Annotated in this window: 10 protein-coding genes and 1 tRNA gene; 8 read left to right on the top strand and 3 right to left on the bottom strand. The window is 40.7% G+C overall.

The window, feature by feature from the left end; all coding sequences use genetic code 11:
- Positions 1-212: hypothetical protein (locus J7K40_15070; GenBank protein MCD6163720.1), on the top strand; the 212-nt coding region annotated here is incomplete at its 5' end.
- Between the two features lie 290 nt (positions 213-502).
- On the opposite strand, the gene J7K40_15065 is transcribed toward J7K40_15070, so the two are convergent.
- Positions 503-9,658 carry a right-handed parallel beta-helix repeat-containing protein gene (locus J7K40_15065; GenBank protein ID MCD6163719.1) on the bottom strand — a complete coding sequence of 3,052 codons (9,156 nt, stop codon included), beginning with the start codon at positions 9,656-9,658 and terminating at the stop codon, positions 503-505.
- A gap of 1,202 nt (positions 9,659-10,860) precedes the next feature.
- Here J7K40_15065 and J7K40_15060 point away from each other — a divergent pair.
- The 4 genes from J7K40_15060 (at position 10,861) to J7K40_15045 (ending at position 19,007) form a co-directional block, all read left to right on the top strand.
- On the top strand, positions 10,861-12,213 hold the full coding sequence (locus J7K40_15060) for a hypothetical protein (GenBank protein MCD6163718.1): 1,353 nt from the start codon (positions 10,861-10,863) through the stop codon (positions 12,211-12,213).
- 276 nt (positions 12,214-12,489) lie between these two features.
- On the top strand, positions 12,490-13,518 hold the full coding sequence (locus J7K40_15055; GenBank protein MCD6163717.1) for an ABC transporter substrate-binding protein: 1,029 nt from the start codon (positions 12,490-12,492) through the stop codon (positions 13,516-13,518).
- A 63-nt stretch (positions 13,519-13,581) separates the two neighbouring features.
- Complete coding sequence (locus tag J7K40_15050; GenBank protein MCD6163716.1) at positions 13,582-16,215, top strand: PAS domain S-box protein; 2,634 nt, start codon at positions 13,582-13,584, stop codon at positions 16,213-16,215.
- Entirely contained in the window at positions 16,194-19,007 is a 2,814-nt protein-coding gene (locus J7K40_15045) for a PAS domain S-box protein (GenBank protein ID MCD6163715.1), read from the top strand. Before J7K40_15050 ends, J7K40_15045 begins: the two co-directional genes overlap by 22 nt.
- 268 nt (positions 19,008-19,275) lie before the next feature.
- Here J7K40_15045 and J7K40_15040 read toward each other — a convergent pair.
- Both J7K40_15040 and J7K40_15035 read right to left on the bottom strand, forming a co-directional pair.
- Positions 19,276-19,347 (bottom strand) — tRNA-Lys (locus J7K40_15040).
- Between the two features lie 208 nt (positions 19,348-19,555).
- Positions 19,556-20,584, bottom strand: coding sequence for a rod shape-determining protein (locus tag J7K40_15035; GenBank protein MCD6163714.1), 1,029 nt, complete (start codon positions 20,582-20,584; stop codon positions 19,556-19,558).
- Between the two features lie 505 nt (positions 20,585-21,089).
- Here J7K40_15035 and ligA point away from each other — a divergent pair.
- From ligA to J7K40_15020, 3 genes are all read left to right on the top strand, one after another.
- A complete protein-coding gene (gene ligA / locus J7K40_15030) occupies positions 21,090-23,120 on the top strand; it encodes an NAD-dependent DNA ligase LigA (protein MCD6163713.1) in 2,031 nt (676 codons plus the stop codon).
- Between the two features lie 18 nt (positions 23,121-23,138).
- Entirely contained in the window at positions 23,139-24,200 is a 1,062-nt protein-coding gene (locus J7K40_15025) for an AI-2E family transporter (protein MCD6163712.1), read from the top strand.
- A gap of 111 nt (positions 24,201-24,311) precedes the next feature.
- Positions 24,312-25,094 (top strand): dockerin type I repeat-containing protein, encoded by a 783-nt coding sequence (locus J7K40_15020; GenBank protein ID MCD6163711.1) that lies wholly within the window; start codon positions 24,312-24,314, stop codon positions 25,092-25,094.
- The last annotated feature ends 483 nt before the right edge of the window (positions 25,095-25,577 follow it).

Genomic DNA, 25,577 nt, shown 5'->3' with positions numbered 1-25,577 from the left:
ACAAATTCAACTCCAGTCTGTTTAATTTTAAAGGGATCATTTTACATACTTTTTGGCTAAAATCTCACGATTCCTTGCAATTTGATACCTGTTTTTACTATAGAAACTTATTGTTTGTAAAGGAATTAATTGGTTTTTCAGCGGCAGCTATTTATATGTTTTATGGCTTTACAGCTTACCGTGTTTTTCAATCTTCGTTTGAAAAAGACTAAGCATAGTTTTGAGAAGGCTTTTAGCAAACTACGCCGGATAGATGTTGTTGCTTGGAAAAGCGGTCATAGTCATCATCATGCCTTGGTGAGCGCGGATGCAAAGCAGCTTGAGATTTTCGAAGCTTTGAAAGTCCCGAGGCCCTCAATGAAGAGTCTTGTTGTGTCGGATTTCTAATCGCAATTATGGTTAACATATTACAGCGCTGTGCCTTATCAAAACGCAAGTGTTAAACTCCGGATAAAAAAAGGCGGCCACAAAAGACCGCCTTTGAAACCATGTGGATTTACTATTATCTAATAGAATTAGATGGAATAGTTTTATTATTCATCGTCGGTATCTCACAATTTGGCCATCCATCAGGAGCTTCCGCTGGAATGTCGTCAGGAGTCAGCCATAGTGGTAAATATTCCGGGCAGTACTGAATATCGCCCAAACCTCTGAAATAATTAACTAACCTGATAACATCGCTGCCTATTACCTGACAATCACCATTGGCATCAGCAGAACACCAGAAGTCATTCAATAAACATGGCAAGCTGGTTTCGTATCCCTTGAAGTAGTTTACAAGATATGTAACATCTCCGCCAATAACAATAGGCGGCCAAAGGCCATTATACATGTTTGCATCACCAGGCAGATATTCATAACCGCTTAGGATTACAACACCGCCGTAAGCGCCGATATCGGATCTATCTGTTCCAAGCCCATGATTACAATCAGCTATTGCGTCTTTAATGTTAGGGTATCCCATATCGATGCAGGGTGAATCAAACGCATCTCCGCAAGCAATAGACATCAAATGGAAATCACCATTGGTTGGGTCGCGGAACAATGGATTGATATCGATATTGGTTGCCCCGATATAACCACCTTCAATATCACAATAAGTAATTTCTGGTGTCCCATTATAAATCTGGTCTCCGCTTCCAGTGGCTGTGTTGTCCCAGAAAATGCTATTTGTGATTATCGGGCTGGAATTATTGTTATAAAAACCGCCGCCATTGCTGTAAAAACCGCCAACCGCTGCGTTTTTGCTGATCGTATTGTTGATAAAAGTAGGTTGTGAATCATAGACATAACATGCGCCGCCGCTTGAAGCCTGGTTATTTACAATTAAGCAGGAAGTGATTATTGGTGAACTCGAGCCCTCAAACAGGAATGCGCCGCCGCTACCGACAACGGAACCATTCTTTATCGTAAATCCGATTACTTTAGCTTCTTCTGTTTCGCCATTATGGAAATGGAAAGCCCGGCCGGATGATTCGCAGTTGATAATTGTATTATCAATTTCTTCGGATGCTTTTAAGACAATATCTTTTCCGCCAAAATCAATCTCTTTATTGCCTATGCCGGTATATTCGTTAGGAGTAACGAAAACAGTATCGCCTTCTAATGTGAAGTCTATACCTTCCTGTATGGTTGAGGAATTAGAATTGTCTACCCACCAGCTCCAGAAGGAAGCGTGATTATCGTCAACATAATTGCCGCCCCACCATGGCGAGTAATCGACATTACTGGTAACTCCGTCAAGAATGACACTGCCTTCATCAGGTCTTTTAAGAACAACGGAAATATCAGCAGGCATTTCACTCTCATCAGGAGCAAATGGAATTGATAGCATTTTTACGATTTTCTGCCTGCCGTTATTCCTAAATGTTGTAGGTCCTGCCGGCATACCCCAGTAGCATTGAGTAGCATCTATCATGTTAGTGAAGTTGTTGTAAACTCCATAATCCGCATAGCCCGAATAATTATTGCGTATAGCCGTGCAGTTAACGACATTTCCAGTAGGCAGTTCTATAAATTCATCAATGGCATCACCGTTACTGTTTGTTATATGGTTATCATGGATATCAACATTTAATGTACCATTCGTCCAGCCGCTGTAATAAGAACCTCCCCATGGGTCCTCATCACTGCCCCAGAGATTAATGCCCGTATAAAGGCTGTTATCAATAACGCAGTTTTTCACTTCAAAATTAAGATTTACGCCATCATTAGCAATATGAGTCGAAACAGACCATTGATTATCATCCATATCCACACCATCAACAATAACCGTTGGAGTAGCAGATGGAGTATATATCCAGTTCCATTGCGAGTGATTAATGCCGCTCTCACATCCAATTACAATACCACCCGTAACAGTAACATCTCCACTTTCGAAAAGAAGGATACCGGTTCCAGCCCAGTCATCGCCCGGATAACCAACCATGCTAACTTCATTGCCGCTCAGGCTGCCAAAACTGCCATAAGAAACCTGTATGCCATTTGGCGCCAGATTAGGGTTGATTTGTCCTTCAACCGTATTGTTATTAATTGTAAAAGCTATACCGGGTCCCATTGTTAGGATGCCGCACTTCTGGAAATTCGGAATTTTAATATCTGAAAATTCTATCGCTGCAGATTGCCCATCACCATGCGTTGCAGCAAGGCTGACAATTTGGGATGAGCTAGGACTGCCAGTATAAGTAATATCCTCAATACGGCAACCGGTTACAGCCCCATCAGTGTTGAAATAATGAATCCCGTAGAAATTATTGGGACCTAAGTCTCTACCATCAACAGTAAAACCAGAGATATTTACGGTACCAGCGTCTAATACACCAATACAGGCATCGATTGTTTTAGCACTGCCGCTCCATTGAGTAATCACATAAGTACTGCGATCAACGACATCGACAGCTTCAACTATGCTTATACCGATTCCGGCGCCTAATAAATCCAGACTTTTGGATTCTATTGTAACCTGTTCTCTATATGTGCCATCGGCTACATGCACAGTACCATTATCGGCTACAGCTTTGGCGGCGTTATGGATAGAAGCAAAAGCATCATAACACCAGAGGTGGCCGTCATTATAACCGGTTACAGTGTAATCATCATCCACCCAGACTACCGCAGGAGGATCACTGAGACTAAATGTACAATCGGTGAAATCATCATTACACCAGGGATCGAAATCAACATTGTCGCTTACTCCGTCGCCCTCGCCGAGAGGATTGACAGTCGAATGATACGGACCGCAGTAAGCGCCCCACCAGTTGTGCTCTGCATTAACATCCGCAGTTGTAAATGACTCCACTCCATAAATGCCGTTGCCGATAAAAGTGTTGTTGCTGATATAATAACCAGAACCATCGGTATTACCGCCAACTTTTACTCCGCAATATGGATTGTCAGCAATAGTGTTGTTGGTTATGGTTGCTCCGGCAACAATCTCTCCGGAATAATTGGGTATTTCTATTCCATGATTCTGATTATTGTGGATGTTATTGCCATCAATAGTGTAATTGGTAGCATCACCACGAATCTGGATACCATGATAACAGCCTGATATATCATTACCGGTTATAGATGCGTTCGCAAAAGCCGCTATACCCTCATAGAATGTATTGAAGATTGTATTGTTGCCAATACTGCCGCTGCTGTTTTCGCCAAACATGATGCCTTTGTTGGCAACAATGTCTCTGATAGTGTTATAAGATATCTCAGCGTTGCCATCGTTTCTTATGCCTTCCCAAGCTGTGTTGGCAATAGTATTGTATGAGATGATTGTATTCTCGGCTCCCGGGTAAACACAAATGCCATGTCCGGAAGAAGTGTTTGGCGTATTCTGAATAATGCAATACTTGATAATAACATTATCAGCATCATCGCCAATTATAAACCGACCGCCGGTATTCGGAGAATTGCTGCCGTTCATGAATCCATTTACAACCACATTCGGAGCAACAATCGAGTATGGCAAACCTTCATCTCTGGTCAGAATCGATTCACCGCCGGATCGTTCATCGGTACTGCCGGCAGGGTCAACATCAGCCTGAGCGCCAAGTACTGATATACTCTTGTCGATTCTGTTGGTATAGACCCAGTTTCCGCCATCCCAATAACCAGCGGTGATATCGTTGTGATATATGCCGGCGGCAACATTAACTGTGCCGTGCTCCGAAACCGCTGTTATGCCATCCATGATGATATCGAAGGCGTTATATTTAAAATATTTGCCGCCGCCAATATCCTGACCATCAGACGACCCTGCCCAGTCATCATCCACCCAGACAATACTAACCTCGCAGGTGAAACTGCAATCTGAGAAATCGGAGTTACAGTACGGTTCAAAATCAACATCGCCGCTGATAGACGCAGTTATCACAGGACAGTTGAGCGTGCCCCACCAGTTGTGCTCCGCATCGAGAATGTCAGCATCATTTGTATATAAGCCATAGCTCAGGTTATCATAGAGTTTGCAATAGCTTACATTTGATGTGATGCCTCCTCCATCATCGTAAACCACAACTCCCCAATCCCAATGGGAAACTTCGCAGTTGGTTACAGTAAATGCAACAGGACCGATAGCATACCCGGCAGGACCCCAGCTATCAATTGCATCAGCGCCGGTTATGATACTATTGCTAACCGTAACATCAACGGGAGATCTATCATTTACGACAGATGCAAACTTGTCAATTGGCTGAGGATTAGCTTTAGGTATTTTAACGTCAGACCGTAAGGCGCCAAGACTAAAAGCATATAAAGCATCGCCATGGGGGTTAGTAATAGTGCCTGAATCAAAAGTACCATTGGCGTTCGAGAAATATACGCTTGTCTGGCATTGATCGATATTGACATTTGTTGAGATAATCGGTACAGAGGATTCCAACAGCAGCAATCCTGATGCTGTCCAGGTTGCTCCGGTATAAGTTATCCCGGTAATCGTACAATCATCTATTGTACCACCTGCGCCATAGCCAACTTCAATACCATTCTGAGCTGTAACATCCGTAGGTCCATTGCCAATAGTGGTAACATTATCGATATCAACGGTAAGGCCGTTGCCGAGTAAAGCAATTCCTGTTTTTTGCATATCGTCTACATCCACATCACTAACGCTGATCGTATATGGGCCATCAGTGTCATTGTATGAATATATGCTGACTCCATGCTGCGCGCCGCTAAATGGTTCATCACGTACACCGGTTAGGCGAACGTTGTTGACCGAACCGCCAGCATTCCAGAAACCAATGCCAACAAAACGATAATTGGTATTTCCACGACCAAGACCGTCAATTGTCATGTTTTCAAAATCAACATCAGCATCATGAATATAGACTATAGGATAATTAGCAGCGCTGGTAGTGAAATATTCCGTCAAAGTGGTTGGCGATTCAATGATGGTTGCATCCTTGCCTTCGCCTGTTACAATCAGGTTCTTACCAATTACTACCTGCTCTTCATAATTTCCTGTCATTACATTAATGGTGTCATCTGGAACGCTTGCATCAACGGCTGCCTGAATGGTCATCAAACCGTTAGCGATATCGTACACATAGAAATTATGGGGAAACATCAGATTCTGCATTGTCCTGTTAGTTGTGATGTGTCCGGGCGAACCAGCTAAGGCGCTTAAGATATCGCTTAATGATGTATAAAAACGCGTATAGATATTGTCATTGTCAGAATCGCCTTTCATGAAATATACAAAATCGCTTAGCTGGATAGTTACATCAGCGTTATCAAGAGGGTCGATACTGAAAGTAATTGGCTCAGGATTGGCAGGATCACTGTAGTTGCCTTCCTCAAGATATAAACCTCCGTTATCTGTGCTGGTTTCTCCAAGGCTGTTGGTGCCAGTGAAAACAATATTTTCTACGCCCATAGGTGCATATCTGCCATAGGTGAATATCCCGATACCGCCCCAGGCATTGCCGCTGGTAGTGATATTATTAAAGCTTATATTTCTGCCATCACAAATCTGAATTCCGTTACCGCCATTGTCGGCAGATTCAAAATTTGATATAACCAGACCATCAGAGCCGAGCATATCTACTCCGGTTCGGTAGAATTCGGTTACCAGAATATCTGTTAAAGCGCCTCCGACGACACTTCCATATTTAATCCCGTAACGCGGCGCAGCCGTTGATGGTTCACCGGTAAATGTGAAGCCCTGCAGGGTTACCGCGTTGCCGGCTACATAAATGCCGCTGTTGTTAAAACCGGATAAACCACCGGCATCTATAGCAACCAATGAGCGTCCGGCTCCGATTATGCTCAAATTGTTAGTCGGAATGTTTAATGCTTCAGCATAAGTTCCAGCCAAAACATTAATTATATCTCCATCACTTGCCGCATCAATAGCCGCCTGTATGGTCATTCCCGGTCCTACATAAAACTCACCGCTCACACGTTCAATAACGTATGAATTTGTTGGGTCGGGACCGCCTGCAGCTGCCCCGATAGCTGTTGCCAAATCGGGGAAATAGCCGATATAGGTAAACGCTAAATTACTGCTAACAATATAGCCAAATAATGAAATCGGAATATCAAGATTCGTTATCGGATATGGATTTAGCGGATCATTGTAATTATCAATTTGAGTGTAAAGGTAATCAGCGAGATTATTGGTCTCGGTCAGTGTGATATTATCCGAGCCGCCGGTATAAAAATGACCATATGTAAATATACCGATTCCTCCCCAGGCGTTGCCGCTGGATGTCATATTATTGATAGTAACATTATCACAATCAGAAAGACCTAAGCCTACGCCGCCATTTCCGGTTGCTGTAAGGTTCTGAAGGTCGCCAAAAACTACGCCATTAAGATCAAAGCCTGACCTTCCGCTATTCTGAACCGTTACATCATTGATAGAAATACTGGCGTTATCGCCTGATATTTTTACGCCATACCCATAGGTTTGCGAAGGAGGACCTTCAACAGTGAAACTCTCCAACGCTACAGTATAGTCGCCGATGGCATAAACTCCATAATCGCTGAAAGAGCTAGCATCGATTAAAACACTGGCTTCACTCTCTCCAATTAGGGAAAGATCCCTGCTGATGTCGATAGTCTCCACATATGTTCCGGCTGCAATATTCACTGTGCTGCCATCAACCAGATTAACCCCTTCCTGAATCCGTTCGGTTGTTCCGGTTTGCGGGCTGTCGTCGTCAACCCAGAGTTCGGAGAAATCGCCCTGAAAGCCGGGGTCTGTATCAGTACCGCCGCCAAGCCAGGGTGTGAAATCAACATGACTGCTGATTTTTCCCGCCACCTCAGCTGGTACTGTGGTACCCCACCAGTTGCCGGAGGCATCGATTGTATTCACAAGCGTTGAGGCATCCACGCCATAAACGTTATTATTAATGATGCTGTTATTGTTAATAGCAGCATTAACACTATAAGCGGCAATTCCATCATCATGCAGCAAAATACCTCTGACAAAGCCATCGATGACGTTGCCGGTTATAGTATTATCTGTATTTTGAGGATCCTCTACCATCCAGAACAGGTCTCCGTGATTGCCCTGAATAATTGCAGTTCCTTCAGTTATTGAACTCGAAGAACTCAAAGAGGAAATAAAGGTATTACCGCTAACTATATTCGGAACAACAAGCAATGGATCGGGGTTGCCGCGCCCCAGGTAAATGCCGCAGTCTTTCTCATTCATAATGAAATCATTATTGCTAACAATTGTTCCAGCGCATCCACCGAGATAAATTCCCCAGTTTTCAGTACCGCTTGTGGCATCTATGGTATTATCATCTATAATACTGTTATTGTCAGCATTATAAATGTACATACCTGTTACGCCAACCATATCGGTTTCTTCATCTCCATCGCCTATAGTTAGATCATTCCCTGTGCATATCAGTTCTTGGTCATAGTTTGGATTCCTGTAATAGATACCCACACAAGGCCAATTATGACCATAATACAGACTGTACATACCGGCAATATAGGTTAAGGTGTTATTGGTTATTGTAATAGTTTCACCCGACCCCTCAGGTAAGAGTGGTGAAGGTGAAACATATATACCCATACCGGTGTAGCTAATATCATTACCGGAAATAACAACAGGGGCGTCATAACTGCAAATGCCTCTTCTGTTATCAACATGATCTATATTGCACGCGGTAACGGAATGTCCGCCATTAAGAGAACCTCCGTAATATCCGAGCGCTATACCGTGCTGCCGCACATACTTGACATTTACATTTTCTACAGTTAAGTTATTATAGCCATCATTACCATCAGCATAATTAGCGATTCCTACCCTGTAATTATTATGATCAGGTAATGTTCCGCCATTTGCGAGATTATTGGCGGAGCCATCAATAGTAATATCCTTAATGGTAACATTATCTGCGATAGCCATAAAACCATATTGATAAGTTCCATCGAAGCTGCTTGTTCCGGAACCAATATCTTCGGCAAGAGGCGCTACTATTACACCATCTCTTGTTTTGCCTATAACGGTTAAGGATTTATCAATTGTTATATTTGACTCGGTGTATAAACCATCCTCAATAGCTGCAGTATCGCCGGTGCTGGCCTGATTAACGGCATTCTGGATATAAAAATAATGGTTGTTATCAAGCTCCCAATCCATTTTAATAAAAGCAATCTCGCCATCGCCGTAAACTGGGCTATTCGTTTCGGTAGTGAAAAACACGTAAGCATCAGTTCCATCATGATAACCGCATGGCCAGTAATCCCACCAGCAAGTACTGCCATAACCTCCAAAAGATACAGTCTTTGTATTTGACCAAGTTGAGGTAAAGTTATCGAATTTCGTTTGAATCAGGTATTGGTGATCGTCAATTGAGACATAAGGAGCGGAGATTACATAAAGGTCTGTGCCATCTGTGAATATGCAGGGATCGTAAAAACCTCCGCCGGGTATGGCTGTTGAATGATGGCTGAAAAGCGGGTTTGGGGAAGCAATGGCTAAAAATATTTCTATGTCCCCAGTACCATCTTCAATATTTACAACAAACAGATTACCCGATTTATTCTGTTCATAGTAAGCAATCTTTGGTTGGTTGCCATCGCTGATATCAATCTTTGAACTCAAGGTTGTACCATCCCAAGTATAGCAATCAGATGATGCGTCAGCTGTTGATTCCCAAACAATATAGATATGCGTACTATTCACTGCGACATTGACATGACCGCCGCGCGCCGTACCGTCCGCGATAAGAGTAGTTGGGCCGCTCCAGGAACCGCCGCTGTATTCATAATAATACAAACCTCTGTCGGCACCAGATTGCCCGCTGGAAACAAACGCGTAGATATTGCCATCGAAAACCGCTGCTGAAACTACCCTTTGATCGAAATTCGCTGGCCGATTCGTCTCTGACAATGCCAGTTTTGTTTCAGATGCCGCCGCTAAATCTTCAAATGATGAGGCAGTCTTATACCAAATGACATACTCATCAGCATCGGGGTCATACCCGGTTCCGCGAACGCCATTAGTGGAAATATCGTCTCCTTTGGCGTAAAACATCCAGTAATCGTCGCCATATTGTACGATTGAAGGATTTCGATCATAGGCGTTATTGCTGGTTCCATATGTTGGTTGACTGACTTCTATTGTTTCTGCCGAAGCCATACCAACGCTTAAAATGATAGTAAACAGGATAATTAATCCTATAGCTTTGTTCATATCATATCTCCTCAAAAAATTTTATTAATCAACTAATGCTATTTTACCCCAAATCAAATGATTCAATTTATTGCTGCAGTTAACTGCAAACAATAATTACCAGCCTAAAATACTGATTCCTGACTTCCCTTTTTAGGCTTTATTAAGATTACTAAATGAGCTATAAAAATATTTTCAAAGGCAGCCTCCTTTTATGTTTACTTGAAGTATTTTATAGATGTAAATACATAAATAATGACAAACTATGTTTAGCAATAATGTCTTTTACTTTTATTGTTCTATCTCTTTCATAAGAAAATAATTATAATTAAGCATAATAAAACCTAACATCATTTCATTAAACCAAAATTTAAACCCGATTTCCTTGAAGCAACAAAACCCAAAAACTTAAATAATTTGCTTGCTTTTATATTAACATACAATAATCATTCTCATTGAAAGTCAATACGAATTAATTGCTTATTATATGCGTATATGATTATACGTGATTATTATTTGCTTAGCGACCAAGCAAAATGATACTATATCTTCAATAAATCCCTGTAAGTGGTTGAAACACAACTATTAGCACAGGGACTCAAATCCCGGACACGAGAATTGTAATTCCCCCAACTGAATTTCAGCTTACCCATTACGAGAATATCTATCCTTACACATCGGAAATTAGCTGATATCCGACCTACATTTTTCGACACCAGAAAGCGTCAGAGAACACCACAGATATACCAATAAACGTTGATTTATTATTAATGCGGAGGGTGTAAACGGCGGTTGAAAAGTATGCTAAGTGGCTATCGAAAAGAAGCCAATAGGGCATGCAGACATAGAATCGGTCAAAATTAATATTTACTTATCAACCGGGCATTTTTGATGCCATCGATAAATTGTCGTTAGTTTTCATCATATCTATTATTTTCATGATAGTCATTTTCACTGATTCATTTACACGCTGTCTTGCTGAATTATATCTTATCAATAATTATTGAGCTAAAATGTTTCAGTTTACAACAAAATTATTGATGTTTAATTAAATTCATTAATTATGCCTTAATAATATCTTTATTTAGCAAAAGATACAGTTTGAATTACCGAAATAATACACAAAGGAAAAATAATGGATAATAATATTACATGAATATTTTACATATTTTAATTTTTTCAGATGGCTAATTAAATCTTAACATTGGAAGAAGGAGAAAAAAATGAAGAAGGCAATGTTGTTTTCAACCGCGATTTGTTTTGTTTTATTTGCTTTCAGTGCAAGTTTTGCCGAACCCTTAAAGATTTCCGACAAGGTAAAAATTGGGGGGCAATTGCTTACTAAGGCATTTTCCCTGAAAAACTACAAGGGTTCTGAAGTTACAGATAATTTTGCTCTCACAAGAGCGCTAATCAACACTGATTTCATTATTAATTCAGAAGTTGCTATCTCTTTAAAACTCGGGCACACCAGAGTATGGGGAAAGAGCGTTGACTGGTATCAAGGGGGCGGTGAACCAGGCGCGGCTGAATACTTAACGGGTGATGGCAGTTTCTTAGAAAATATTAGCATACATAATGCTAATTTTAAGGTATCCAATATTTGGAAGGATGTGGATTTCACTGTAGGGCGTCAATTTGTCGGAGAAAAGGAAGATGCTTTCTTTTATTATGGCCCTCAGTCGGGCAGATTACTGGCGGTTACCTCGATTGATGCCATAAAAGCAGATTGGGACATTGGCAAGGTGAAGATGATGAGTTTATACGGAAAAAAATCCGAAGCCGGTCTTGGGGATGGAAGCGGACAAGACTCCACTTTTATGACTACGGGATTGTATGTAAACGATAAAGATACTGACATTTATGCAATGGAGTTGAGAAATTCAAATTGGCTGGAAAGTCAAAATCTCAAGGCTTTTTTCTATAGCCGGAGAAGGGGTCTTGATTCGGGAGAAAAAGATCATCTGGAATTATTCGGAATGAGAGCCAGAGGACCGATAACACCGGTTGCCGGATTAGAATATGACGTTATGTTTGGTTTGGACTTTGGCAAAAACAATGAAACCAATCAAACCTATGGCGGCAGTTTGTGGAGAGCTATTGCTTTTTATAATAATAGCGTTTCCAATCTTTTCGGCTTCAAGCTAACCGGTGGATATGTTGAAGTCAGCGGAGACAATGCATCTACTACCGACAAGGATGAAAATTTCCGCAGGATAGGTCGAGATTGTTTTTACAGTATGGCGGTAATCGTTTATGAGATACTCAATGATGCGCATCCCGAAGCGGTTACTAATGTGGTTATACCATTTGCCGGATTCGAGGCTACTCCTGAAGCTTTAGATGGAAAATTAACCCTTAAGACAATGTGGAGCGACCTTAGTTGTGATACACCTATTTTGGGATATACGGAAAAAGGTCAGGAAATTGATGTGAATCTAATGTACAATCATTCGGATAGCTTTCATTTAGGATTGACTGCAGCCAGATTCTATCCGGGAGATTTGCTGAAATTCGCTTTCGGTTCGGATAACCCGATTACTCAAGTGTCAATGGAATTTAAGGTAACCTTTTAGCGAAAACCATACATTAAATACCCAGGGGGGTTGTAATTAAATAACGGATTTTAACAATATATGGTTTGAGTTAAGAACCATCGACAGCCGAATTTAGGGGAGCTTTTTATAATAGCTCCCTTGATGGTATGGAAATCCCGTTTAATCAGCGGGAAATCGGCGGCATATAGATTAAAAATTATAAGAAGCCGGACTGTTAACAATCATCAGGATATTGAGTAAAATTAGAGTCCGGTTTTATCAGAATAAAGATGGATTTTCGTGAGGGTTTGTAATATGATAAAATCATTTAATAGAATATACTTGCCTTTGTTATTTCTAATATTGACAGCAGTTAACTTTTTCTTTTCTCCGTTTATTGCGGCATCACCAAATAAAGCATTTAAGATAGGCATTATTCAACTTCCCGCTCCCTATGCGGTCGAGATAGAAGAGGGATTAAGAAAAAGACTCGACTATTTAGGTTATAAAATAGGCGATAATCTAACTTACGAATTAAAAATTGGAGAACCCGAAGAGGTAAATTACGATAAAAACATAAAGATTGCCAAAGAACTTATTGCCAATGACGCAGACTTGATTATTACAATTGGCACCGGCGCAAGCACGCCTGTTTGGCCGGTAGTTAAGGAGGCTAAAATACCTATGGCTTTTGTTGGTGTAACATACCCTATTGAGGGAGGCTTAATTAAGGTTTTCGGTAAACCAACCGGAACTAATATCACAGGTATAAGCTATGGCGTTCCGCCTTCCACAAGGCTAAGGATTTTCAGGCAGATATTTCCCGATTCAATCAAATACAAAAATTTGGGATTTGCATATTCCGGAGTGATGGAACAGGAAATCACTTACGTTAAAGAATTAAGAAGCTTATCCGAGACTTACGGTTTTAATCTTAAGTATGTAAATTTTTACAACTATGATACAAAGAAACCTGATTTTAACATACTGGAAAGCAGCCTGAACAAATTAGATGTAGTATTTGGCTGGTACACCTTAGATAATATCAGCGCCGACTCATTATTATTTTCGAGATTGACATCATCTTCAGTTCCAATTTTAGGTATCACCAGCAGGTTTACCGATCTTGGAGCTATCGGCGGAGTTCTCACTGATCATTATGCTTTAGGCGCTCAACACGCTGACTTGGCGGCGCAAATTCTTTCCGGAATAAATCCTGGCGAAATACCGCCGGTTCAACCATCCGGTTATCTAATCGAAATCAACCTTAAAAAGGCAAGGGAACTTGGAATCGAGATACCGTTGGAGATAGTCGGAGCCGCCAGCCGAATTGTTACAAAATAGAATTGCATTAATAGGGATAAGCATGAAGAATTTCAGACAATCTCAAAGCTCTGGCACAGTAAAATGAAAATGTTTATTGGAGTTATAAATAAAATTCTCAAGACACTTCAAAAGCTGTCAATTAATAGTATCAGAACAAAACTGCTTTGTGTTTTAATTGTCATACTTACTCTTCCCATGTCAATTGGCATAATCTATTCTGTCCGAACATTTGGAAATTTTGCAGAGGGACAAGCTTATGAGAAAGTTGAAAACGATTTAGCGCATTCTATGATGATTTATGAGAATAAAAAGAATCAGATTGAAACTATAACTAAATCAATTGCCATGGACAATGCCGTTAAGGTTACAGTCAGTTTGGGTAAAGAATCGCTTCTTGGTCAGCAGTTGGGAAAATATCTGGAGAAATTTCTCAAAAAGGACATGATTGATTGGATAATAATCACAGATAATCAAGCAAATATAATAGCCAGAAAAGAAACAAGCAAATTACTAAACAGCATTCAGCCCGAAAAAAATATCATAAGGAAAGCTATAAAAGGCGGTCCTATTGCGAGTTCTTATGCAATATCAAAAAATGAATTTCTGAAAGGGAAACCTCATTCCGAAATAAATACAGAACCCTATGAAAATGATTTTGATCAATATGTGTTTATTATTTCCGCCTGCCCTCTAAGCTACAATGATAAGACGGTTGGGGTAGTAACAGCAGGATGCTTGCTTAACGAAAACAAACTCTTTTTGGAAGAAATGAAGGGAAAATCCGAAATTGAATTTGCTATAATCCAGAAAGATCAAATGATACTAACTAACCTGACAGATTTGAAAGGAAACCTGCTTTTCGGTAAAAAAATAAATCTTTTAACACCCGAAAACAGAAAAGGTCAAGATGTTTATATCAGAAAGGTTCACATAGAAAAGAAAGACTACATTTTTAATTCTGTTCCTATATCTAATATCAAGGGAGAAAAATCAGCGATTATAGCCGCTTTTAAAGATGCCGATACTATAAAAGCGATGATAACAGAAACCATAAGCGGTATGGTTATAATCCTGGTACTGGGATTGATTCTGGTTATCATTCTAGTAGTTTTCGTCGGTTATCATTTTACTGAGCCTATAAAGAAACTGGTTAAAAGAACGGAAATGATAGCTAAGGGCGATCTTTCCTCTCCTATTGCGGTCAAATCCAAGGATGAGATAGGATTATTGGCTAAGTCCTTTAATAGGATGACAGAATCCCTTAAAATATCACAATCGGAATTGATCTCTGCCCGTGATTATACCGACAATATCATCCGTTCTATGAACGATACTCTTATCGTAACTTCGCCATCAAGTATTATTCAAACTGTTAATGCCGCTGCCAGTGATTTATTGGAGTATGATGAAAATGAACTTATAGGTCAGCCGGTAAGCAAAATTTTTGCAGAAGAACCATTACCTGCTGATAATATGTGGCTCCAGAATCTGATTAATGAAGATAGCGTTATTAATATTGAAAGGGTTTACCTCTCGAAAAATGGCGTGAGAATACCAGTGCTATTTTCAGCTTCGATGATGCGTTCTAATGACAATAAAATTCAGGGAATAGTATTTGTCGCAATAGACATTACCGAACGCAAACGAGCGGAGAAAGCGCTGCAGGATTCGGAAGAGAAATACCGTACTCTGATAGAGTCATCCAGCGACGCTATAATGACGTTAAATGAAAAAGGCTATCTCAGCTGCAACAGCGCTACCTTAAAAATGTTTGGCTGCAGCCACAGAAGTGAGTTTTTAGCGAAGCACCCAAGCGAGTTTTCGCCTCCGCTGCAGCCAGGGGGACAGGATTCTATGACGCTTGCTAATGAAAATATGAAAACAGCATTTGAAACGGGAAAGAGTCACTTCGAATGGCTGCACATGAAACTCGATGGTACTGAATTCTCTGCTGATGTCCTTTTAACTCCTATGGAACTTGGCGGGCATAAGATATTGCAGGCTGTAGTTCGTGACATTACAGAACGAAAGCAGACAGAACAACAAATCAAAACCTCTCTTAAAGAGAAAGAGGTGCTTCTAAAGGAAATTCACCATCGGGTTAAAAACAATCTGCAGGTTATTACCAGTCTGCTCAACCTTCAGTCTAAAAATATTAAAGACAAAGAGGCGTTGATAATGTTCAGAGATAGCCAAAGCCGGGTTAAATCAATGGCGCTTATTCATGAAAAATTGTATCAATCGAAAGACCTTGCTCGAATCGATTTTTCAGAATATACCAGGAACCTGACCAACTACTTAATGCGCTCATTTGAAAACAATTCTATTAGTATAAAACTTTATCTTAACGTGGATAAAATAATGCTCGGCGTTGATACTGCAGTTCCTTGCGGCTTGATTATTAATGAACTTTTTTCCAATTCTTTAAAGTACGCTTTTAAGGATAGAGAGAACGGTGAAATTAATATTAATTTTAGCGAGAACGATGATGGAAAATATATTCTTACTGTCAGTGATAACGGTTCCGGTTTCAAGGGTAAGGCAGACTTACAAACAACCGACTCACTTGGTTTGCAATTAGTAAGCACGCTAACTAGGCAGTTAGGGGGAGTCATTCAGCTTGATGCTGAAAAAGGAACAAAATTTTCCGTTATCTTCCCGATTCCACAAACAAAAGAAAAAGGAGCGAAAGAATGCCAAAAAATAAGGTGCTGATTGTCGAAGATGAAGGCATAGTCGCCATGGATATAAAAGACCGGCTGGAAACGCTTGGTTACATTGTTACCGGTACTGTCGCTTCCGGGAATGAAGCTATAAAAAATGTTGAAAATACGCACCCGGAAATGGTGCTAATGGACATCCAAATACAGGGAGATATGGATGGAGTTGAAGCAGCTGAACGCATCCTTAAACACTTCGATATTCCCGTTATTTTCCTTACTGCTAACTCCGATGAGAAAACTTTACAGCGAGCCAAACTAACAGGACCTTTCGGCTACCTGCTTAAACCGTTCGAAGAACGAGAACTGCATACATCAATTGAAATGGCTCTATACAGACATAAACTGGAGCGGAATTTAAAAGAAAGAGAACAATGGCTGGCTACAACTTTAAGCAGTATTGGCGATGCTGTCATAGCCACTGACACCGATGGCAATATAACATTTATAAATCCAGTGGCTGAAACTCTTACCGGGTGGAAAAAAGAAGAAACCTTTGGCAAAAATATTGAAGACATGCTTAATATCGTCGATAATAATACTCATAATCCGATTGAAAATCCTGTAGCGAAAGCCCTCCGTGAAAAAACCGCTATAATGTTGGCTAATAATGCTGTCCTTTTAAAACAGGACGGAACAGAAATCCCAATTGATGACAGCGCAGCTCCTATTAAAGATGATAAAGGAAACATAACAGGTGTCATTTTAGTTTTCAGGGACATCACTGAGCGCAAACAAACAGAAGTAAAAATTAGGGAATACCAGAATCACCTTGAAGAATTGGTCGAAGAGCGTACAAACGCGTTAACTTTAACTAATCAGCGGCTCCAAAAAGAAATCACCGAACGCAAACAGATAGAGGAGGCATTGCGAACCTCTGAAAAAAGGTTTAGGGATGTTGCCTTAAGCAGTTCTGACTGGATATGGGAAGTTGATGAAAATGGAGTATATACCTATATCAGTGAAAATGTTGTAGATGTTCTTGGCTACAGCCCCGAGGAACTTATGGGTAAAACGCCATTTAACTTTATGACAAAAGAAGACTCGGAGAAGATTAAAAATGATTTTCTAAAAATAGCAATGCAAAAAGAAAACATTATCGATATTGTCAATTGGAATATACACAAAGACGGTTATCTTGTATGTCTTCAGACCAACGGTGTTCCCATTTTAGATGACAAAGGTAATTTAATTGGCTATCGCGGAGTTAATAAGAATATTACTGAACGCGAACGGGCGGAAGAATTACTGCGGCAGTCCGAACAAAAATACCGCTCATTCATTGAGTCTATGCATGATGGCGTTGGAATTGTTGATCTCAATGAGAATATATTATTCGCCAATCAGGCGCTCTGCAAATTATTTGGATACTCGTTAGATAAATTGATTGGAATGAATTTTAAAGAAATAGTTGTGGAAGAAGAATTCGAAAAAGTATTAAAAGGAACCAAAAAACTGAAAAATATTAAACACAATAATTATGGGTTGACAATTAGAAAAGAAGACGGGCAGTTGCGCCAGATTATTGTTTCAGCGACATCGCTTCTTGGCAATGATGGGAGCATAGAAGGATATGTCGGAGTATTCACTGATATTACGGATTTAAAGAAGGCAGAGAAAGAAAAACAGCAATTAAGAGAAAAGCTTATTCGCGCCCAGAGAATGGAATCCATAGGAGTTCTTGCCGGCGGAGTGGCTCATGATTTGAACAACATTCTCGGACCGCTGGTAGCCTATCCGGAAATGATCATGGTGAAATTGCCTGAGGATAGTCCTATCAGGGAAGATATTTCAATGATAGAAAAATCTGCGCAGCGAGCCGCAGATGTTGTCCAAGACCTTCTCACTATGGCCAGAAGAGGGCGTTATGATATGGTGCCTTTGGATATAAACGAACTTATCGAGTCATACTTGCAGTCGCCCGACTTTTTGAATTTGAAAGCCAAACACGCCGGAGTGAATATTAAAACGGAATTTGACGGCAATCTTGCCAAAGCTCATGGCTCCGCCTCACATATATCTAAAGTAATAATGAACCTGGTCATTAACGCCATAGAAGCGATGCCTCAGGGCGGCGAACTTATTATTCAAACAGAGCGCAGGTATATAGAGAAGCTAATAGGGGGTTTCGATAACATAGATGCCGGTGAATATATCATTATAACCGTTAAAGATTTAGGCCTTGGTATCGATGAAAAAGATATCAAACACATCTTCGAACCATTCTATTCAAAAAAGGAAATGGGTAAAAGCGGCAGCGGCTTGGGGCTGGCAATAGTCTATGGTGTAATAAAAGACCATAACGGTTATATCGATGTTCAGAGTAAGCTTAATCAGGGAACTGAGTTTATAATATATCTGCCGATTGTTGAAACAACCTCAACTGAAAGCCGCGAGGTGGTAGTGGATATCCGGGGGAGCGGGAAGGTGTTAGTTGTCGATGATATTCAGGAGCAGAGAGAATTAGCCGCGACTTTGCTTGCCGGTTTGGGTTATAATGTTGAGATTGCTCCTGAGGGCAGATCAGCTGTGGAATATCTTAAAGAAAATCAAGCCGATGTTGTAATACTGGATATGATAATGGAAGACGGGTTTGATGGGTTGGACACATATAAAGAGATATTAAAATATCACCCGGAACAGAAAGCTATAATCGCCAGCGGTTTTGCGGAGACAGACCGGGTTAAAGATGCGGAGAAGCTCGGGGTAGGCAAATATGTGAAAAAACCTTACACTATGCAGCAGCTTGGTAAAGCAGTTAAAGAAGTATTAATCGATAGTGTCTGATTTACCATGTAATAAAGTCCATCACTGTGCTGTTTTTATAATATGCTATACTTGATGTCATACTCTCGCCGCTGGTGGGGGATTTTTAAATTGTATAATCATTTAACGTGTTAGCGCAGATATTTTTCTCCTCTTGAGAGGAGTTATGGGTATTTATTAACGCAAAAGGGGATTGAGTAAGACTATCCGGGATTAATTTATGGCATAATATCGGTATAGTAAGCTATAATAAACATTTAAAAATCCGTGCAACTCATCGAGAATTAACTGAGGGTGGAAGGGATTGAACCTTCGACCACCTGCTTAAAAGGCAGATGCTCTACCACTGAGCTACACCCCCAACAGCTATTTAAAGACCTAAATAATAAATATTTAGTTTTCTATGTCAAGTCAATTCTTTATTAAAAGGATTCCAATATAATAATTTGTTCCATATTTTGCAGTGAATAAAGAAATATGAAATAAAAAACATTACCTATTAAAAATAAATACTTCCGATTAAATTAAAATGCCTTTATTTAAATTTTCTTAACTTGACTTATTGCATATCAACTGTGGCGGGATTTCAGCAATACCTTAGAATATTGCTGCATATTTTCAAGGCACTTGCCGGAACCTCGGACAACACAGGTTAACGGATCATCGGCAACAATAACCGGCAGATTTGTTTCCTGCCTCAAGCGCTTATCCAAACCGCGAATTAAGGCGCCGCCGCCAGTCAAGATAATGCCCCGTTCGAGAATATCTGAGGCCAATTCCGGAGGGGTCTGCTCAAGCGCCAAACGCACGGCATCCACAATAACATCCACAGGCTCGGCGATTGCCTCTCTAATCTGGGAGGAGGTTATTTTCATGGTTTTAGGCACTCCGGCAACCAAATCGCGCCCTTTAATTTCCATGGATTCCTCTTTATCGAGCGGATAAGCAGAACCTAACTTTATTTTGATATCTTCCGCGGTCCTTTCACCTATCAACAGACTATAGTTTTTCTTAAGGTAAAGGATAATTGATTCATCAAGTTCATCTCCGGCAACCCTGACCGATGTTTCCGAAACGATATCATTTAAGGCAATTACGGCTATTTCGGCTGTTCCTCCGCCGATATCAATGATCATCGAACCGGATGGCTGATCGACTGGCAAGCCAACTCCAATAGCGGCAGCCATAGGCTCCTGGATCAGAAAAACCTCTCTGGCGCCGGCATTTTCCGCCGAATCGCGCACCGCTCTTTTTTCAACCTCGGTTATACCCGATGGCACTGATATAATAATCTTGGGTTTCATAAGAAAACGATGCTTTATCACTCTTCTGATAAAATCAGACAGCATCCGCTCAGTAATATCAAAATCAGCAATAACACCATCCTTAAGCGGCCTGATTGCGACAATACTGTCGGGCGTTCGACCTATCATCTCTTTAGCTGCAATGCCCACAGCCAGAATTTTATCGGTTTCTTTCTCTATTGCAACTACTGAGGGTTCATTTAAAACAATATTAGCTCCCCTGACATAGACCAATGTATTAGCTGTACCAAGGTCGATACCGATATCATTCGACATAAAATTAAACCAGGACATTTCCCTCCGCTGTGAAGATTTCTTTAATTCCAGTTTATTCACTGGCGGCATTATAGCGTCTGTTTCAACCATTGTAAATACCTTTTTATAATTTTGATTAAAATAAATTCATTTTTATAGATATTCGACTAAATAAATAATTTCTTAACGGCTATTGTTGGCAATTTGACGCTCTTTTGAATTGTTTATCGACAGCATAATAACGGCTTAGGCTGAACTGCCTGCCGGTATTAATGAAACTCGGCAATATACAGCATAGGCAGCTCATGATTATCTCCTTGTCGCCAAGAACCCTTTTCCTTACGACAATTATGGATGGTGATTGACCTACATGTCCCCGTCCGTCAATAAACCTGGTGCACGGACATATCCTGATGGCGGGACACACGAGAACGTGCGCTTGCCAACAAGAGCAATGCGGCAGCTTTATCAATTTCCTGGCCTGCTATGCCAACTTCTCTTTGACAGTCTCAATTAATGATTGTATGTTTGTTCTATGGTTTCGATGGAAATAACACAGAAAGCCAAGCGCCTCCGCGAACAGATAGAGCATCATAACTATCGATATTATATGCTCGATACGCCAGAGATATCTGATGCCGAATACGACAAATTGTTTGATGAGCTTATTGCCCTTGAGCAAAAATACCCCGAACTTGCCGCGCTTGATTCGCCGACTCAGCGAGTTGGCGCGCCGCCGCTGGCGAAATTTAAAACAGTTCGGCATACAGTACCGATGTTGTCGCTAAACAAGGTTACTACAGAGCAGGAGTTCTATGATTTTACCAGTCGGATAAATGAGATTCTAAGCGATAAGAGCGGCCGGATTGAATTTGCCGCTGATTTAAAATTTGATGGCTTAGCGGTTGAGCTTGTTTATGATAATGGCATATTAATTACCGGTTCTACTCGCGGCGATGGCACAACCGGTGAAAACATAACCACTAACCTCAGAACAATCAGTACTATCCCTTTAAGATTGAAAGGTGATGATTTTCCAGATAAGCTTGAAGTTCGGGGAGAAGTTATTATGTTTAAATCCTCGTTTGAGAAGCTGAATAAGAAGCGGCTTGCTAATGGCAAGGATGTGTTTGCCAATCCCCGCAACGCCGCCGCCGGTAGTGTCCGTCAACTCGATTCGAAAATAACCGCTTCTCGGCCATTACATTTTTTCGCTTACGGTATCGGAGAAATGTCGGGAAAGAGCATCACTACTCATTATGAATCGATGCTGCATCTTAAAAATCTCGGCTTTCAAGTGAGCGAATACCTGAAGCTTCTAAATACTCCTGATGATGTAGCCAATTACTTTAAGAGCATTTCCGAACTTCGCACTCGCCTTGATTATGATATAGACGGCATTGTTATCAAAGTAAATAACCTATCTCAACAGCAGGAAATAGGGGAATTATCGCGTTCGCCAAGGTGGGCGATTGCCTGGAAATTCCCGCCGGTTCAGGCGACTACTATTATCGAGAAGATAGAAGCTCAAGTTGGGCGCACGGGTATTTTAACGCCTGTTGCTTACTTGAAACCGGTTAGGGTTGGCGGCACAACAGTCTCCCGCGCCTCGCTTCACAACAAAAATGAACTGGAAAGAAAAAATATCGGCATTGGCGATACTGTTCTTATACAACGCGCCGGTGATGTCATACCGCAAGTAGTCAAAGTCATGCAAAAAGGCAATAGGGTTAATGAGACGGGGGCAAGTCAAATTGATGAAATATTTAAAAAATGTCCTGCCTGCGGTTCATCAACCGAGAAAATTGAAGGGGAGGTTGCCATTCGATGTCCTAATCCCTACTGCTCCGCTCAGTTGGTAGAGAGGATTTCGCATTTTGCCTCAAGGGAAGCAATGGATATCGATGGGCTTGGATATAAAACAGCAGAGATGCTCGTCAAGAATAAATTAGTTGCGGATATTGCCGGGCTTTATAAGATGCCTGACTATAAAGATGAAATATTAAAACTTGAACACACCGGCGAAAAATGGTTTGCCAATCTTGTAGCGGCTTTAGAAAATTCCAAAAGCAGGCCGCTTGAGAATATTATATATGCGCTTGGCATTAGAAATGTCGGTGAACATCTAGCCTCGGTATTAGCAAATACGTTCGGTTCAATTACTAACCTGATAAAGCAAACCAAGGATAAACTTACCGAAATCAATGAAATAGGTCCGATTGTCGCTGATTCAATTATTGCATATTTTAGAGATGAAAGGAATCTGGAGATACTTAAAAAGCTAAAGAAATATGGCGTTGTATTTCCGGAAGAAAAACCGTCTTCAAACGCAGGCAGTTTAAATGGAAAAACATTTGTCCTGACCGGAACGCTTGATAAATTCGCTCGCAGCGAGGCTAAAAAAATGATAGAGAAAATCGGCGGTCGAGTAACATCATCGGTATCGAGCAAGACAGACTATGTTATAGCTGGCGTTGAACCGGGCAGTAAATATGACAAAGCCATTAAGCTTGGCATCGCTGTTTTAAACGAGGCTGAATTTGAAAAGATTTTTGAAAATATTAGTAAATCGTAGTTATAAAAGGAAGGTTTTATGAACAATAAAAATATTTCAGAAATTACTTTAAGCTCAATAGCCTTGCCAGTATTGACTATATCTGCAGCGGCAGCCTTCTTTTACTATGCCTCAGTTATTCTGATACCCATGACAATAGCGGCGGCGGCGGCATACATACTGGCGCCGGTTGTGGCATTTTTAAAACGGGTGAAGGTTCCTCATTTTCTGGCAGTATTAATAGTGATGTTAATTCTACTGGGGGTGGGAACACTCATTACAGCAATAGTGCTGTCCGAATTAGTCGATTTTGCCAGCGATCTTCCCAATTATCAGGAAGCCGCTTTGGAGCACTTCAATAATGTAAAAAATTGGCTAATTTCATATCTCGAAGATTTTCCGGGGCTTTTTCCGCAAATAAAGGATTTTGCTTTTGATTCTTCAAATTTCTCCGGCGCGGGAAAAATATTTTTCAAAGGCATCGGTTCGGTTACATCTCTTGCCTTTTCCGGATTCCTGTTATTCTTCCTTACTTATTTTATGTTGTCCGATTACGAAATATTTATCGAGAAATTAAAACTGCTATTTGGCGCCGATAAACGTAAAACAACCTCGGCAATTCTTGAGCAAATCAACAAACAGCTTAGAGGATTTATTAATGTTAAGCTCGGGGTAACTATCGGTATGTCGATTATTTTTACAATCGGATTATTGATAATGAAAGTGCCGTATGCCTATATCTGGGGACCATTAGCCGGAGTGCTTAACCTGATTCCTTATGTAGGCGCAATAATAGGCGCTATACCTCCCATAGCAATAGCCGGGATTACTCAAGGCTCAATAGGAGCAATGATAGCTCCCGCTTTGTTATTTGTAATAGTTCAGATACTCGAATCAAATCTAATTACGCCAAAGCTAACCTCAGATTCTGTAGATCTTAGTCCTCTGTCGGTTTTAATCTCCTCTATAATATGGGGCTACCTCTGGGGCTTCATTGGCGTAATACTGGCGGTGCCGATTACCGCCGCCGCTAAAGTGATATGCGATAACATCGATATCTTAAAACCGATAGGTATTATGCTTGGCGGGAAAGAAATATAATATTTTATAAAAGCGCGCGCTATGGAAAAACTCCTTCAATATTATCTGTTGCGCTTTATAAGGTATTTAATTAAACTTAAGGCATTAAACTAAATGCTGAAAGGATAAAGGATGAGAAAAATATATTTATTGATTATTGCAGCTGCTCTAACAACAACAAGCGCTTCATCGGGAGCTGATGGCACAATATGGTTTGGCAATATGGATGAAAGCCCCTTAATTTTCAGGGTTGACAGCGATGAATCGATCCCTGTTTGGATTCAAACTAATCCCGATGTTTGCGCCGCCGCCGTTCATATTCCTTTGTCAACGGCAGATGCGTTCATTACGAAACGTCTCGGAGGAACGCTGTATAAGCCGTTTGTCAACGATGAACCGCCTGAGGGGTTTCAAAAAGGCTGGGATATGGCAGAGATTAAGGATGCTTCACCGCATCAGAATAAAGAGGGTTACACAAGTCAGGGCATTCTTGGATTTTCAAACCTGAACCGGAAACCAAATTTGCCGCTTAATTGTGAAAAACCATGCCTGATTGCCGAGTTTTATGTTCATACTGCCGCTGATGATTCGCTAAAGGGACATACATATGATGTTTTAATCGAGGGTTATGATATTCCTAATAAGGGAATCAATTTGAGCGATACATTGGGTATCTATACTTTTCAGCTTGAGACTATCTTCAGCCAAGTATATTTCCTTTTCCCCGGAGATATCAATAACGATTTTAAAATTGATGATTCTGATTTGAAAGCTTTAAAAACATATTTTGAGAAGAAAATAAAGTTGCCCTGGCCGGAATTGCGCGCCGATTGTGATGGCAATAGCGTAATAGATTTAGATGACCTTCACTATCTGGAAAACTACTTAAATGGTAATGGAAAAGCTCCCAGATAGGTTTATTTATTCAGATAGCCAAATTGGATTTTTCAAACAATATTGAATCTTATAAAAACATGCTCCTTGAAAAATTTATTGCACAAGTCTTTTATCTGCCAAGCGTGGATATGTCCCCTTCAGGGGTTAAACCCGGATTTTGCAGTAGAACACAAATAAATTCACTACTGTCCGGCCTTTTGTCCGCCTTAGGCGGATGCTATAATGATGTCATTCCCACACTGCCCGCGTCATTCCCAACTTGATTGGGAATCCAGAGATTGGTCATGCCGACACCTCCTGCCTGCCGGCGCCCGCCTGTCTGCGGACACGGGGCACGGTATTCTTGTTATCCACCTTTGGTTTAACATACAGCTTCCTGGATTCCCTCGCGGCGGCAGGGGAATAACGTAAATGGGTAATCATCAAATTAAAATCAATTACTGAAATCTTATCTATAAATATTTAACAAAATAAAAGATGAAGTGCCGATGTTTATCGGAG

Source organism: Candidatus Zixiibacteriota bacterium (assembly GCA_021159005.1).
Taxonomy (GTDB): domain Bacteria; phylum Zixibacteria; class MSB-5A5; order UBA10806; family 4484-95; genus JAGGSN01.
Note: the sequence above shows the minus strand (reverse complement) of the source record. Positions and strands in the feature narration are given on the sequence as shown.

Coding starts and splice junctions, on each gene's coding strand:
- J7K40_15035 (MCD6163714.1), bottom strand. CDS start 20,584: ATGTCCTGGTTTAATTTTATGTCGAATGATATCGGTATCGACCTTGGT.
- J7K40_15020 (MCD6163711.1), top strand. CDS start 24,312: ATGAGAAAAATATATTTATTGATTATTGCAGCTGCTCTAACAACAACA.
- J7K40_15065 (MCD6163719.1), bottom strand. CDS start 9,658: ATGAACAAAGCTATAGGATTAATTATCCTGTTTACTATCATTTTAAGC.
- ligA (MCD6163713.1), top strand. CDS start 21,090: ATGGAAATAACACAGAAAGCCAAGCGCCTCCGCGAACAGATAGAGCAT.
- J7K40_15055 (MCD6163717.1), top strand. CDS start 12,490: ATGATAAAATCATTTAATAGAATATACTTGCCTTTGTTATTTCTAATA.
- J7K40_15025 (MCD6163712.1), top strand. CDS start 23,139: ATGAACAATAAAAATATTTCAGAAATTACTTTAAGCTCAATAGCCTTG.
- J7K40_15060 (MCD6163718.1), top strand. CDS start 10,861: ATGAAGAAGGCAATGTTGTTTTCAACCGCGATTTGTTTTGTTTTATTT.
- J7K40_15045 (MCD6163715.1), top strand. CDS start 16,194: ATGCCAAAAAATAAGGTGCTGATTGTCGAAGATGAAGGCATAGTCGCC.
- J7K40_15050 (MCD6163716.1), top strand. CDS start 13,582: ATGAAAATGTTTATTGGAGTTATAAATAAAATTCTCAAGACACTTCAA.